Here is a 14,659-nt window from a genome sequence, read left to right as displayed (position 1 = left end):
TTTCGTCGTAATGGTGTTGGTTCACAGTGTAATCTTTTATTATCATACCACGTATTATTAATATTGTCGAGTCGTTGTGTAAATAGTAACTACCTGTTTTAGCGGTGTTTCTGTGATGTATCTGGTGGTCGGTCGCATGAGATGAAGATCAATCGTTAGCCATGGATTCTGGTAGGGTCTTTATTGGCGTAGAATGTTTAACAATGGTTTTGTAGATCGGTTTAATATGGTGTAAATGTTTACACATGTGAGTATAACCGTTGTCGTTCTTCTGCCGGTTCTGTGGTACAATGAACAAAATGACCGATCTTCGCCTCCGCCAGCGTGAATATTTGCTCCAGATCAGTCGGGCGCTCACTGCGCAACTTGATTTGGGTAGTGTGCTGAATCTGGTGATTACCTATGCGGTTGAGCTACTCGCCGGCACGCTGGGTTTTATTGCGTTGTTTGACGAAGAGGATGGTGTTCTGCGTATTCGCGCTTCGGCTCAGTTGCCCCGTGAACTCTGGCCGGCCTTTGCTCCGTTGCTCCGCATCCCGATTGCCGATCTCGGTCGCTATGGCCCGCAGGTGCTCCGTGATGTTTCGCTTGATGCCGGCATTCCTCTCCGCCAGATGATTGCGTTGCCGTTGACGGTGCGGGATACGCCGCTCGGAGTGATTTATGTCTTTCGCGCCGCTCTCAATGTGGCCTTTTCTGCCGACGACCGTCAGATTTTGCAGGATTTTGCCGATCAGGCGGCAATTGCCGTTGGTAATGCCCGTCTGTTTCAGAGTGTGTTGCGCGAGAAACAACATTTGAATGCTCTGATTGAGCAGTCGGCTGATGGGGTGATGATTATTGATGGGCGCTGGCGCATTACGACGTTTAACCATACGATGGAACAACTGACCGGCTGGTCGCGCGAAGAGGCGATTGGTCGGCCCTGTGCTGAGGTGCTGGGTATTCGTAATGCGCACGGGGTCAATATCTGTCTGAACGAGTGTCCGTTGCAGCGCCAGCCCGACCTCGCCAATCCGGTGGTTGAAGGCTGGATTACCACGCGCGATGGCCGCGAGCTGTTTATTCAGAACCGTTATGCTCCTCAACGCGGTAGTCATGGTCAGCTTCTGAGTGCGATTGCTAATGTCCGCGATATTACGGTGCAAAAGGTGGAAGAAGAGCGCCAGAATACCTTTATTTCGGTTATTTCCCACGAGTTACGCACACCGGTGAGTATCATCAAGGGGTTTGCCGAGACGATGCTACGCCCTGATGGGCAATTTACCGTTGAGCAGTATCGTGAAGCATTGCAGGTAATCAGTGAAGAGGCCGACCGTCTGGCCCGTCAGATCCAAGATTTGCTCGATGTGTCACGCATCGCTGCCGGTGGTCTGCGGCTCGAACGGAGTGATGTGGCGCTCCATCTGCTGGTGTCAGATGTTGTGCGCCGTTTTGCGGCACAGGTGGGTGAACAGATTGAATTTGAAATCCGTGTGCCTGATGATCTGCCCCCGGTCTACGCCGATTATGAACGGATGCGGCAGGTGTTGACCAATCTGATCGAGAATGCTGTGAAGTATAGTCCGAACGGGGGGGTTATTCGCATCGGCGCCCGTGCAGAGGGCGATATGGCCATGGTCTACGTCTCTGATCAGGGTATCGGTATTCCCCCTGAAGAGCAAGACCTGATCTTTGAGCGCTTTTATCGGGTTGATACGCGGCTACGACGCGATCAACCCGGTAGTGGGCTGGGATTATTTATTACCCGTGCGATTGTTGAGGCGCATGGCGGTCGGATTTGGGTGGAGAGTCAGGTTGGTCGTGGGTCGCGATTTTTCTTTACCATCCCCCTCAGTCGACGGCAATTACCCGGCGAATAGAGATCTGTTCGGGTGTCGGTTTGCGATTGTGCGTTGGGTTCATCACGTAAAGCTGAGACTGATGTATGTATGTTGAACTGACGATAACACTGGTTGTCATCGGCTGCCGATGGTTCCTGGATCGTCATGTTGCATCGAGTGTATGTGTGTATGATGCCCTCACTCCTGATCCTGCTGGTATTGGCTCTGATTTTTCGTCAGTCGGCGCTGGCCTTGCTAGTGGCAACGGTGCTGGTAAGTATGGGTGTTGCTCGTCTCTGGCAGCGGTGGGCTTTGCAGCGTCTGGAATATCGGCGCGCATTGAGCCATCTGCGGGCGTTTCCTGGGGATGAGGTGATACTCACGATTACCGTAACCAACCGTAAACTTTTACCGCTGGCTCAGCTTCACATCTTCGATGCTATCCCCAGTGGTGTGACGGTCATTGATGCACCGGTGATCTTCAGTGGGAGTCGACAGAGTAGTCTGATTCGACGCAGCACTGGCCTGCGCTGGTATGAGCGGGTGATCTGGCGTTATCGGCTGCGCTGTGACCGACGGGGGACGTTTCGGTTTGGACCGGCTCAGGCCCAAAGTGGCGATCCTTTTGGCCTTTTTCGCACTGATACGACGTTTGCCGCCGATGCTTCTCTGTTGGTGTACCCCCGGCTTTTCAGTCTGGCCGCGCTTGGCCTGCCTGCGCGCGATCCGCTGGGTTTGATGCGGGCATCTGTCCTGCTCCGCGATCCCCTACGGGTGGTTGGCGTGCGTGATTACACGCCTTCAGACCCGCTGAAAGATGTGCATTGGGCGGCGACTGCACGTACCGGGACGTTACAAACTCGTGTGTACGAACCGACTACTTCCCATGTTTTGACCCTGGTGCTCGATCTCGATACATTTGAGTTCTACTTTCAGGGTATCGATCCCGATCTGGTCGAGCATCTAATCAGTGTCACGGCAACACTGACTCAACACAGTATCGATGCCGGTCATGCGGTTGGGCTGTACGTAAACGGCGCACCGGTGGAAGATGAGCATCTGGTACGGTTGCCGCCGGGTCGCAGTCCTCACCAGCTCGCCCAGATTATGGAGACCCTGGCGCGTTTGACGGCTTACTCAGTCTTACCCGGTGCCCGTCTGCTACGCCTGATTACACCGGAACTTCACCCTGGGGCCACCATCGTGTTAATCGGTGCAGTTGCCTCCGATCCGATACGTGCAGCATTGTTGCGTCTACGAGAACTCGGTTTCCGGGTAGTTTGGCTCTTCTGTGGTGATCGGCCACCATCAGCGATACCCGGTGTTCAGACCCATTGGACACCACGGCGAATCGGTGAACCAGAAGCGATTTCTGTGTCATATACCCCAGGGGGGTAATCTAGATTACAGACAAGTACGATTCGTCCGTGCTATACTCCTTCTTGCTGGCGACGACGAAAGCGTCGTTGAGTGTGTTGTTTCTATGATGCTGTTGTAAGGAGAGATTGATATGCATCACAAAGTCGTTATTATTGGTTCTGGTCCGGCTGGTCTTACCGCGGCGCTCTACGCTGCGCGGGCGAATCTTCAACCGCTGGTCATTCGTGGCCTGCAACCAGGTGGTTTAATTGCCACGACTAGTGAAGTTGAGAATTATCCCGGTTTTGTTGATGGGATTGGTGGTTTCGAGCTGGCCGAGGCGATGGAAAAACAGGCGGCCCGCTTTGGTACCCAATTCCTCGACACGTTGGTGACGAAGGTAGAGGTTGCTCAGCGCCCCTTTACCATTCATACCGATAGCGGGCAGACGGTTACTGCCGATGCGATTATTGTCAGTACGGGAGCCTCGCCGCGGAAACTTGGTGTACTGGGTGAAGAAGAACTGGCCAATCGCGGTGTCAGCTATTGTGCCACCTGCGATGGCTTTTTCTTCCGGGGCAAGAAGGTCGTCGTTGTGGGTGGCGGAAACAGTGCGCTTGATGAAGGGCTATTCTTGACCCGATATGTGGATGAATTAGTGATTGTCCATCGTCGTGATACCCTGCGCGCTGATCCAATTTTACAGGAACGTGCATTTAGCAATCCAAAAGTGCGTTTTATCTGGAATTCAGTTGTGGTTGCGATCAATGGTAAAGATAAGGTTGAGTCTGTTACCTTGCGTAATGTGCAAACAGGTGAGGTGAGTGAATTACCGACTGATGGGGTGTTTCCGTATATCGGACATGTGCCCAATACTGACTTGTTCCGCGGCATCCTCGATCTAGACGAGGGTGGGTATATCGTGACCGATGGTCGTACCCGTACCAACATTCCCGGTATTTTTGCTGCGGGCGATGTAGCCGATCACATCTATCGACAGGCCGTTACGGCTGCCGGTGATGGCTGCCGGGCTGCTATGGAAGCGACCTGGTATCTGGCCGAGCAAGAGCACGCACGTGCAAAGGCAACAGTATCGGTTGCTTGATTTGGTTGTGAATTTATCTCTTCACAGGGGGGGCAGGGTGTCGCTATAATTAAGGATACAACAACACCAAAGGAGGTGCCTATGACAGCGACACCCAACAACGATGAGCTGGTTGATGCTGGCGCACGGGAAGGTTACGAGCGCCTCGAGCAGGCCTACATTCTGGAATATCTACGCAGTCAAGGGTTGACCCTCGATCAGGTGTGCGCGATGCCCGCCGATCAGGCCAAAGCGATTATGCGCGCGGCATCGCTCTATGCTTCAACGCAGATGAGTGTAGTTGAAGCGCGAGCGCATCTGGTTGAAGAATTGCATGGCGGGCCACGCGCATTATAAGATTTGACCGCTGGCTCGCACAGGGGGGAAGGCGGATTTGGTTATTGGCAGCCTTCCCCTGGTCTTTATGTTGCCCTTAATTCCCCAATACCGCCTCTACAACGGCAACCGTGTCGCGTAGATCGGGTAGGAGTACATCCGGGTTGTATTCGGCCAGTTCTGCCATGCTGAACGGGCCGGTGGCGACAGCCACTGTCCGCGCACCGAATGACCGGCCACAGGCAACATCGCGTGGCGTATCGCCGATAATCACCACATCCGTCGGCGTGAATGCATAGCGATACCGCTCACGTGCCCGCCCTGCGGCAATCGGCGGGAGAGCCAGACGGTCGGAGTGATCGTCGCCATAAGCACCGGCTTCGACATCAAGCCAGCGAAGAAGGCCAGTACACTCTAGCTTGATCCGGGCCGCCGCAGCGACGTTGCCGGTTAGTGGCGCCTGATAAGCCTGGGGCGAAAGAGCATGTAACGCTTCAACCACACCGGCAAACACGGTTGAGCGAGCAATCAAGGCTTCGCGTTGGGCGGTGAGTTCGGCGGTGTACAGGGCAATAAACTCTTGCAAACGTGATTGAATGGTGGCCTCGTCCACCGAAGGGAGACTCTCGCGGACAATTTGCCAGTCGGTTTTACCGGCGTATGAGGTGCGTTCGATCTGCACATGTGGGCCAACCAGTTGCCGCAATGCGGTACGCATGGCATTCGCGGCAATACCATCCGTCGAAAGCAGGGTTCCGTCGATATCCCACAGCAGTAACCGTCTCATCGTCATTCTCATCGGTGATCGTGGATTCAGCGGGGTGGATTATCTCCGATTAATTCGGTGATCGTTTGCAATAACTCATCTAAGTCGGTTGGTTTGGTTAGGAAGCGATCAAAACCTGCCGCCATGGCCGCGCGCCGATCACCCTCGCCGAGACCGCTCAAGGCAATAGCCGGGCATTGCCTCAGTGTTGGATGCGTACGCAACTGTTTCAGCAGTTCAAACCCGTCACAATCCGGCAGACGCAGGTCTATCATAAAAAGGGCCGGCAGCGAGACCGGAGCCGCCAGTGCGGCAGCACCGGTAGCGGCAACCGTTACCTCGAAGCCGTGCCCACGCAAAAAGATAGCGAATAACTGCTGCATCAGCGGATTATCTTCGACGAGCACGATCTGCATGATCCTCTCCTGATGGTGGTACAACGAGGAGATGCCGGCACTATCGATTCCTCATTGCACCACCTACGTTCCTTTATGGATAAACTCCTCGCGTCGTGTTAGCATCGGCAACCCGCTGTACCGCCAGGAGATACGCGGCGAGACGGAGCGGAATCTGGCGTTGGGTAGCCATTGCGTACACCTGATCAAATGCACCGACAATAATGCGTTCCAGTTTCTCGTTGATGTCTTGTTCGTCCCAGAAAAACTCTTGCAGTCCCTGTACCCACTCGAAATAGGAGACAATCACTCCACCGGCATTGGCCAGAATATCGGGTACGACGATGATCCCCCGTTCACCGAGAATAGCATCAGCGTCGGGGGTTGTCGGCCCATTTGCCCCTTCCACAATGAGTTTTGTGCGGATGCGTTCGGCATTACTACCGGTAATCTGGTTTTCGAGTGCCGCCGGGATCAGAACATCACACTCCAATTCGAGCAATTCGCTCCCTCTGATACGTTCTACCCCTGGCGCCTGGTACCCCTCAAGCAAATGGAACGACTGGCGGTCGGTGTATGTCCGCATTGCCGGAATGTCAAGCCCGTGGGCACAGTAGTAACCGCCAGAGGCATCAGCAACTCCGATAATCTTACAACCGAGTTGATGCAGCAGATACGCCGCTGTACTACCGACGTTGCCAAACCCTTGCACAACGATGCGCAATCCTTCGAGCGGCCAGTCGAGCTTACGCGCCATTTCGCGTACCATCAGCATCACACCACGCCCGGTTGCCTCTACCCGGCCTAACGAACCGCCAACATTGACTGGCTTGCCAGTGATAACAGCAGGTACGGTATAGCCGCGGTGCATCGAAATCGTGTCCATAATCCATGCCATTACCTGGGCATTGGTGCCAACATCGGGTGCAGGAATATCTTTTTCTGGGCCGAGCAGGATGCTGATTTCAGTGGCAAAGCGTCGGGTCAGCCGTTCCAGTTCGCCGATTGACAATTGTTTGGGATCGACGATCACTCCGCCCTTCGCGCCACCGTAAGGAATATTGACCAGCGCACATTTCCAGGTCATCCACATTGCCAGCGCCCGCACTTCATCGATGTCAACACTGGGATGGTAGCGGATACCGCCCTTTACCGGGCCACGGCTCAGGTTATGTTGTACCCGATAACCGGTGAAGACTTGAGTGGTACCATCGTCCATCTGCACCGGGAAGTTGACCGTCAGCTCTCGCTGGGGCACGCGCAGAATAGCGCGAATATCAGCGGGCAGATTCAGCATCTCGGCGGCCTGATCGAACTGTCGTTGAGCAACGTGGAACGGATTAATCTGGTGAGACGTCATTGTCTTTTCCTCTTCATTGATGCAATACGTTGTGACCTGTGCTTCATATGGTTTATGACTCTATCGTCCTGGCGACGGTAAGGGTTACTACCGGCTCACACGTGCCACGGCCATTCGCGAGTCTGTTATTCAAGACGTGCGAAAACTTACCGCTCACCATAGGCAAGCGTTCCTGATTATACCAGATATAATATTTCTAATGAAAGCCGGTCTGATCCAGGGTGTCTTTTAAGTTCGTCGCTAGACGCCCGGTAGCTACCTGTACGCACCGGTATTACGAGAGTTCTTTACGCATATACAGCCATCCACTCTGCCCGAAGAATAGTCGTCCGAAGAGTGAATGGCGAATATGCATTGCCTGAAATCCAAGCCGCTCGTACAAGGTGCGAGCGGCTTGATTCGTTTCGCGGACGTAAAGGCCGAGGTAGGTCAGTGAGCGTGCGCGTGCCTCGTCTTCGACGTATTGCAACAATGTGCGAGCCACGCCGCGTCGTCGCCAGGCGGGTGTCACGGCGACATCGGCGATAAACCCTTCGCCATAGCCGATCTGGTGGTCGAGTAGTGAAAGTGCGAAGAGTGAGCGGAGTGCACCCCACCATCCCAATATCTCGAAGAATGCCGACTCAGCGAAACCTCCGCTACCGGCTACCATGTCGCGGGTGCGCAGGCTAATGGTGCCGATAATTTGATCGGCATACTCGGCCACGAACATCCCACGCAAGGCAGCCGGCCCTTGCCGGCGCCAACCGGTAGCCAGAGCATGCGCACCGCGTTCGCTCCCTTGGGGACCGAATGCTGCGCCAAAAGTATCAGCAAATGCTTCTCGGTGCAGGGCAACAATTGCATCAATATCGCTCAGGCGTGCCGGACGAATCGTAATATCACTGGCCGAGGTGCCGGCTTGTGGTAGGATCGTGGCGTACATGCGCACACAAGATCAAGATGCTTTTAAGCCAGCAAGCTGAAGTTCAAGCCGCTGTGCAATATCGCGATACATGTCTCCCCGTCGCTCAGCGGCTGCTAGTTTACGCTGCAAGAGTACGATATATCCCACTGCTGCGCCGAGGGCAGCTATTACGAGCCAACGCATATCTCCTCCTTTACTTTTCCTTATATATTCTAGCGCAGACATGGCAGGGCTTCAAGCCAGAATGCAGAGCGCCAATGGAGTGATGTTGCGATGCACGGGTTGGGTTGTGTTGAGTCCAGAAGCCTAGCTTCCCCCACCGGTCAGGCTTCATTGCAGGTACACATGGTATTGTACTGACCCGCAAATCTCGTTGTGATTGGTTATTGGTGCGTCGGATGGTTAGGCGCCATTGTTGCTCGACATAAGAGGCTTATTCTGTACCGGCTAACGCATGGACGGCGTGGATTCCTCTCTTGCCATCCGTGCGCTGGTTTTGCCGCATACGTGGCACAGGCTGAAGTCGGTACTACGCTGTAGTGATCACCATCTAATCTAATCAGTAACCGGACGATGGCGTTGTCGCCAGGCGTGATAGATGGCGATGCTGCCGGCAATAGCCGCATTGAGTGATCCAACCTGACCGACAATCGGCAAGCGGACTAAAAAGTCGCACCGTTCCCGTACCAGGCGGGCGATACCGGTGCCTTCCGCGCCGATGACCAGGGCCAGCGGGAGATCGAGGTCAACGGCATCAATATCCTGGGCCTGTTCATCTTGTTCGAGACCGACCACCCAAATGCCGGCGTGTTGCAACTCTTCGATGGTCTGATTGAGGTTTGTCACCATAGCGACGCGCAGGTGCTCTACGGCGCCACTGCTGGCGTTAACGACTGCCGGTGTGATCTCGGCGGCACGCCGACCGGGAATGACCACGCCGTGGCATCCTACTGCTTCAGCAGTACGGAGCAGGGTACCGATATTCTGCGGATCTTGCAGATGGTCGAGCAACAAGAGTAATGCTGCCGCTCGGCGTTCGGCAGCGGCATTGAGACAGGTGTCGAGTTCAACGTAAGGGTACGGCCCAGCCTCTAGCATGACTCCTTGATGATTGGCATCACGCAGACGGCGGTCGAGTGTCTGGCGTTCAATACGTTCAACCGGCACCCCAGCCTGTTGGGCCAGATTGATGATTTCAGCGATAATACCGCTTTCCTGCACACTTTGCGAGACATACAAACGATGGAATATACGACGGCGGGCGCGAAGAGACTCGCGTACCGCGTTGCGCCCGTATAGCAACTCGGTTGCCATAATCTACTCTCTCAAGCTATGTACCGGTATTTATCACACCGGTAAGGGTCTACAGACCAAAGGCATCTTTGATGCGCCCGAAAAACCCTTCATCGTGATGATCATCACCGGGGGAGGTAAAGGTTTGGGCTAATTCTTGGAACAGACGTCGCTGCTGTTCGGTCAATTTGGTGGGGATGTCTACCCGGATCACCACAATCTGATCACCGCGCCCTTGCTGGCGGAGGTACGGTACACCTTTACCGCGTAGGCGAAACGTTTGCCCATGTTGCGTTCCGGGTGGGAGTCGTAAGCGCTCGCTCCCCTCGAGCGTTGGCACGCTCACCTCACCACCGAGTGCTGCCTGAGCGACATTCACGGTCAGATTGAGGATAATATCGTTGCCGTCACGCTCGAAAATAGGGTGAGGCTGAATATCGAGGGCGACATACAGGTTGCCGGGTGGCCCACCGCGGGGACCGGCCTCACCCTCACCGCTAATCCGAATTTGTTGTGAGCCATCAACGCCGGCCGGCACACGCACCGTGATCTTGCGGGTTTGGCGCACCCGGCCTTCACCGCGGCACTCACGGCATGGAATGGGAATGACATAACCGGTACCGCCACAGGTGTCACAGGTTGTAACAGTAACCATGTTGAAGATGGGTGCACGCTGGCGGATCTCACCGGTACCGCCACAGCGGGGACAGCGGGTTGGTTCCGTGCCCGGTTCAGCACCAGAGCCTTGACACGCCGGGCAGGTTTCGAGCCGGCGAAACTCGATCTCCTTTTCGGTACCGAATACAGCCTCTTCAAAGGTGAGCCGCAGCGTGTAGCGCAGATCGGCACCGCGCAATGGCCCGCGCGTGCTGCGCCCTACACCGGCACCCCCGAAGAAGGCATCGAAGATCGAGCTAAAGGGATCAACTCCGCCAAACGGATCGGCGCCGACACCACCAAAGCCGGGTGGATTGTGACCGAAGCGATCATACATCGCCCGCTTCTGTTCGTCGGAGAGCACTTCGTAGGCTTCGTTGATCTCCTTGAATTTTGCCTCAGCGTCGGGCGATTTATTGACATCGGGGTGATACTGACGGGCCAGACGGCGAAACGCCTTCTTGATTTCGTCAGGCGTCGCACTGCGACTCACCCCGAGTACTTCATAGTAATCGCGTTTGGCACCCGCTGTCATAGCTATTCCTCGCTGTGTATGCTGCCTTCAGGCTGTACGGCGTATCTCACCTTGCCGACGACTCTACTCTTCAACCTGATATTCACCTTCAACGGTGCCGGCAGCATTATTCGACGTTGCTGTAGTTGTGATTTGTTGCAAAGCGACGGCCAGTTCAGCGATCCGATTGCGGATCATCTGTTCGTCGTCATCGGCGACCACACTGCGCAGGGCCATCATCTTCTCTTCAACAGTGCTCCGCAAGGCCGGGTCGAGGGTATCACCGGCTTCGCGTAACGACTTTTCGGCAGTGTACAGAATGCTATCGGCCTGGTTTCGTGCTGCAATCAGCTCACGGCGTCGGCGATCCTCTTCTGCGTGCAGTTCGGCATCGCGCACCATCTGCTCGATCTCTTCTTTCGAGAGACCGGAAGAGGCGGTAATGGTTATTCGCTGTTCCTTACCGGTTGCCTTATCACGCGCATTAACGCTCACAATCCCGTTGGCGTCAATATCGAACGTTACTTCAATTTGAGGAACACCGCGAGGAGCCGGCGGGATACCTGACAACTCAAAGCGACCGAGGCTCTTGTTATAGCGCGCTTCGGCCCGTTCACCCTGTAAGACGTGAATCTCAACACTGGTCTGGTTATCGCTGGCGGTTGAAAAGACCTGGCTCTTACGGGTTGGGATGGTCGTGTTCCGCTCGATGAGTGGCGTCATCACACCGCCAAGTGTTTCGATACCGAGAGTCAGTGGCGTCACATCAAGCAGGAGTACATCTTTGACTTCACCGCCGAGGACACCGGCCTGGATAGCGGCACCAATGGCCACCACCTCATCAGGGTTCACGCTACGGTTCGGTTCCTTGCCAAAAAAATTGCGAACAGCGGCCTGAATTGCTGGCATCCGGGTCTGACCACCAACCAGAATGATCTCGTCGATCTGGCTGGGTTGCAAACCGGCGTCACGCAGCGCCTGGCGAACCGGTCCCATGCTGCGTTCGATCAAATCGGCGCAGAGCTGTTCGAGGCGCGAGCGGGTCAGCGTAGCGCTCAGATGTTTCGGGCCACTGGAATCTGCCGTGATGAATGGCAGACTGATCTCGGTCTGCATCAGCGAGCTAAGCTCCATCTTGGCCTTTTCAGCCGCCTCTTTCAGGCGCTGAAGGGCTAACCGGTCGCTGCGCAAATCGATCCCGTGTTCTTTCTGAAACTCATCGGCCAGCCAATCAATAATCCGCTGATCAAAATCGTCGCCACCGAGGTGGGTATCGCCGCTGGTTGCCTTTACCTCTACCACCCCTTCGCTCAGTTCGAGAATGCTGACGTCGAAGGTGCCACCACCCATATCGTAGACGACTACCAGCTCATCCTGGCCCTTCTTATCCAGGCCATAGGCAAGTGCGCTGGCGGTTGGTTCGTTCACAATGCGCAGAACCTCGAGACCGGCAATCTTTCCGGCATCTTTCGTAGCCTGGCGCTGACTATCATTAAAGTAAGCCGGGACAGTAATCACCGCCTGGGTTACCGGCTCGCCGAGGTATGCCTCAGCATCGGCTTTAAGCTTCTGCAACACCATTGCCGAAATCTCTGGTGGGGCATACTCACGACCGGCCATCAAAACGCGGACATCGCCATTGGGAGCCGCAGTGAGTTGATACGGCACCAGCTCTTGGTCGCGTTGCACCGAAGGCTCGTTAAATTTCCGGCCAATAAACCGCTTCACCGAAAAGATCGTATTCTCAGGATTGGTGACGGCCTGTCGACGCGCAACCTGACCGACAACCCGCTCGCCAGATTTTGTAATCGCAACAACGGAGGGGGTCAGGCGCGAACCTTCAGCGTTGGGGATGACAACGACATCACCCCCTTCAACAACTGCAACCACCGAATTCGTTGTCCCCAGATCAATCCCAATCACTTTTGGCATTGGAAACTACCCTTTACCTTAAACAGACTTTTGGCGACTTTATCCGCGACCTACCTTGACCATACTCGGACGGATCACGCGGTCGTGCAGCAGATAACCACGCTGCAATTCGGCGATGACCTTACCTTCCTGACCCTCAGCATCTTCATAAATAACCGCTTCGTGGAGGTTAGGATTAAACTCTTGCCCCAATGCCTCAATCGGCTTAACCCCCTCACTTTCGAGGATAGTACGCAATTTCTGGGCAATGAGTTGCGTGCCCTGCCACCACGGTGTTTCAGCAATGTCGGGTGGAATATTGGCAATAGCGCGCTCGAAATCATCGAGCACCGGCAGCAGCTTTAAGATCAGAGCTGCGCCAGCATTCCGCACCAGCTCGGCACGTTCAGTTTCGGTGCGGCGCTTGAAATTGCGGTAATCGGCGACCGCACGCATCCACTGATCCTTGTACTCGGCGGCCTGGGCTTCGGCCTGCGCCAGACGGTTTTGCAGATCGGCAATGACGGCTGCCGGATCGGTGGCTTCAGGCGTAGTAGCCTCTACCGTCGTATCAGGAGTCTCAGCTACAGCTTTGTCTGCTGACTGAGGTGCAGCAGCTTCGGTTGTTGTTTCAGGTTTCACTTCCTCAGTGTCTGGCATAGGTTCCTCTCATTATCTACTATACACCGCCTACGGTTCAGCGGCAGGTTCTATATCAGAGGGACGGGTACTAACATGGTACAGATCGGCCAGCAAATTAGTCATTAGCGACGCGATATAACGCACGGTTGAGATTGAGCGTGGGTAAGCCATACGGGTTGGCCCAATCACACCAAGCACACCTACCAATGCGCCTTCAACGCCATAGCGGGCCAGGATTACACTATAATCACGCATTGTATCTTCGCTATGTTCACCACCGATGATCACCTGAACGCCACCAGAGGCGAGCGCTTGGGGGATCAGTGAACTCAGGCCACGACCACTCTTCAAAATCTCCAGCGTGCGGCGCAGTCGTTCAATGGCTCGCTCGGCATCGTCACGGCCACTGGCAGGCAAAAATTCCGGTTGACCCAGCATTTCCAGGATGCCATCGGAATAAATCTGTTCCTGCGCCTGCTCTTCAAACACACTCATTGCCCGTACCACCAGGTCAACGAGTGAGCGTTCAAACTCGCTCAGTGGCACCCCATTAAAGGTTGCGATGACGGCCAGCTCCTCGGCCTGGCTGAGCGTAGCGTCGGCCAATAAATCGCTCACCAGCCCGGCAGCGCGACGCAGGTCTTCGGGAGTCCGCCCTGGCTCGATAGGCAGCGTCTGTTGTTTCACAAATCCCCCGTGAAAGACAATCACCACCAGCGCCATTGTCTCGTGGATTGCGATTAGCTCCAGGCTCTTAAAGCGGAGCTGCTCGGCACGGGGCGCAGTGGCTACCGAGGCATTGTGCGCCGTGCGGGCCAGCACAGCACAGGCCAGTTGTACCCACTGATCGAGTTCCCCTCGCACTTGATAGAACTGGTGGCGGATCATGCGTTGTTCGGCGGGAGACAGAGTGGTGCGCTCCATTAAATTCTCGACAAAAAAGCGATAGCCGGCATCGGTCGGAATCCGTCCGCCCGACGTATGCGGATGGGTGAGAAACCCCAATTCTTCGAGCGCAGCCATATCATTACGCACAGTCGCCGAAGAGACGGGAAGGTGATACTTCCGCACCAGTGTCTCGGAGGCAACTGGCGTTGCCGTATCAACAAACTCTTGAATGACCAGCTTGAGTATTATCTGCCGGCGTTCGGTCAGAGGTTCGCTCATCGCTGTATCCTGCCTCGCTGGTCGCTGATTAGCACTCGTGAGGTTAGAGTGCTAAGTCTTTTAACGTAAAAGGTTGGCGTGCATCTGATGCACGCCGTTAGAGAGTATATCACAAGTTTTGCTATTTGTCACGGGGTAGAGGGACATGGTTATGACGATGCTTAATACCGTTGTGGCCTCTCGCACCGTCAGTGTTCGGTGGGCTAGCGCATTCCTTCGGCTGGGGGTGATCGGCATGGCCGGTGCGGAAGCCAGGCTTCCGTACTCCAAATTGGCGACATGCTCGATCTAAGTGCAGACGGAGTATTCTCTCATCGTGGTGTGGACTGTCTGCGTGGAGGTGATCCCTGTGGATCACCGGCAAGCGGTGGTACGCCTGCTACCGCCATACGCATCCTGAATGGTAGTGGTTACCGTATGACAGGTCGGTGATGCACGGTTTGAA

14 protein-coding genes are annotated in these 14,659 nt (G+C 55.1%); 4 read left to right on the top strand and 10 right to left on the bottom strand.

The features are described from left to right. Positions 1-290 precede the first annotated feature (290 nt). The 4 genes from VAE55_RS00300 to VAE55_RS00285 all read left to right on the top strand — a co-directional run bounded on the left by VAE55_RS00300 (position 291) and on the right by VAE55_RS00285 (position 4,623). A complete protein-coding gene (locus VAE55_RS00300; RefSeq protein ID WP_416181148.1) occupies positions 291-1,862 on the top strand; it encodes an ATP-binding protein in 1,572 nt (523 codons plus the stop codon). Between the two features lie 150 nt (positions 1,863-2,012). Beyond that, positions 2,013-3,221, top strand: coding sequence for a DUF58 domain-containing protein (locus VAE55_RS00295; protein WP_322813835.1), 1,209 nt, complete (start codon positions 2,013-2,015; stop codon positions 3,219-3,221). Positions 3,222-3,333: 112 nt separating this feature from the next. After that, entirely contained in the window at positions 3,334-4,287 is a 954-nt protein-coding gene (gene trxB / locus VAE55_RS00290; protein ID WP_322813834.1) for a thioredoxin-disulfide reductase, read from the top strand. An 81-nt stretch (positions 4,288-4,368) separates the two neighbouring features. Further along, complete coding sequence (locus tag VAE55_RS00285; protein WP_322813833.1) at positions 4,369-4,623, top strand: hypothetical protein; 255 nt, start codon at positions 4,369-4,371, stop codon at positions 4,621-4,623. 76 nt (positions 4,624-4,699) lie between these two features. Here the strand turns inward: VAE55_RS00285 and VAE55_RS00280 are convergent, their stop codons facing one another. The 10 genes from VAE55_RS00280 to hrcA form a co-directional block, all read right to left on the bottom strand. Beyond that, positions 4,700-5,389, bottom strand: a complete 690-nt coding sequence (locus VAE55_RS00280; RefSeq protein ID WP_322813832.1) for an HAD family hydrolase — start codon at positions 5,387-5,389, stop codon at positions 4,700-4,702. A gap of 26 nt (positions 5,390-5,415) precedes the next feature. Then, positions 5,416-5,784, bottom strand: coding sequence for a response regulator (locus tag VAE55_RS00275; protein WP_322813831.1), 369 nt, complete (start codon positions 5,782-5,784; stop codon positions 5,416-5,418). Between the two features lie 73 nt (positions 5,785-5,857). Then, positions 5,858-7,123 (bottom strand): Glu/Leu/Phe/Val dehydrogenase, encoded by a 1,266-nt coding sequence (locus VAE55_RS00270; RefSeq protein WP_322813830.1) that lies wholly within the window; start codon positions 7,121-7,123, stop codon positions 5,858-5,860. Positions 7,124-7,397: 274 nt separating this feature from the next. Continuing rightward, a complete protein-coding gene (locus VAE55_RS00265) occupies positions 7,398-8,048 on the bottom strand; it encodes an N-acetyltransferase (RefSeq protein WP_322813829.1) in 651 nt (216 codons plus the stop codon). Between the two features lie 12 nt (positions 8,049-8,060). Beyond that, positions 8,061-8,213, bottom strand: a complete 153-nt coding sequence (locus VAE55_RS00260; RefSeq protein ID WP_322813828.1) for a hypothetical protein — start codon at positions 8,211-8,213, stop codon at positions 8,061-8,063. 372 nt (positions 8,214-8,585) lie between these two features. Then, positions 8,586-9,344, bottom strand: coding sequence for a 23S rRNA (guanosine(2251)-2'-O)-methyltransferase RlmB (gene rlmB / locus VAE55_RS00255; RefSeq protein ID WP_322813827.1), 759 nt, complete (start codon positions 9,342-9,344; stop codon positions 8,586-8,588). A 49-nt stretch (positions 9,345-9,393) separates the two neighbouring features. Then, a complete protein-coding gene (gene dnaJ / locus VAE55_RS00250) occupies positions 9,394-10,515 on the bottom strand; it encodes a molecular chaperone DnaJ (RefSeq protein ID WP_012257939.1) in 1,122 nt (373 codons plus the stop codon). A 63-nt stretch (positions 10,516-10,578) separates the two neighbouring features. Then, positions 10,579-12,426 carry a molecular chaperone DnaK gene (gene dnaK, locus VAE55_RS00245; protein ID WP_322813826.1) on the bottom strand — a complete coding sequence of 616 codons (1,848 nt, stop codon included), beginning with the start codon at positions 12,424-12,426 and terminating at the stop codon, positions 10,579-10,581. A gap of 39 nt (positions 12,427-12,465) precedes the next feature. Further along, complete coding sequence (grpE, locus tag VAE55_RS00240; RefSeq protein WP_322813825.1) at positions 12,466-13,065, bottom strand: nucleotide exchange factor GrpE; 600 nt, start codon at positions 13,063-13,065, stop codon at positions 12,466-12,468. A 30-nt stretch (positions 13,066-13,095) separates the two neighbouring features. Continuing rightward, positions 13,096-14,214 carry a heat-inducible transcriptional repressor HrcA gene (gene hrcA, locus VAE55_RS00235; RefSeq protein ID WP_322813824.1) on the bottom strand — a complete coding sequence of 373 codons (1,119 nt, stop codon included), beginning with the start codon at positions 14,212-14,214 and terminating at the stop codon, positions 13,096-13,098. Positions 14,215-14,659: the final 445 nt, after the last annotated feature.

The organism is Chloroflexus sp. (assembly GCF_034432675.1).
Classification (GTDB): Bacteria; Chloroflexota; Chloroflexia; order Chloroflexales; family Chloroflexaceae; genus Chloroflexus.
This window is presented reverse-complemented; position numbering and strand designations above follow the sequence as displayed.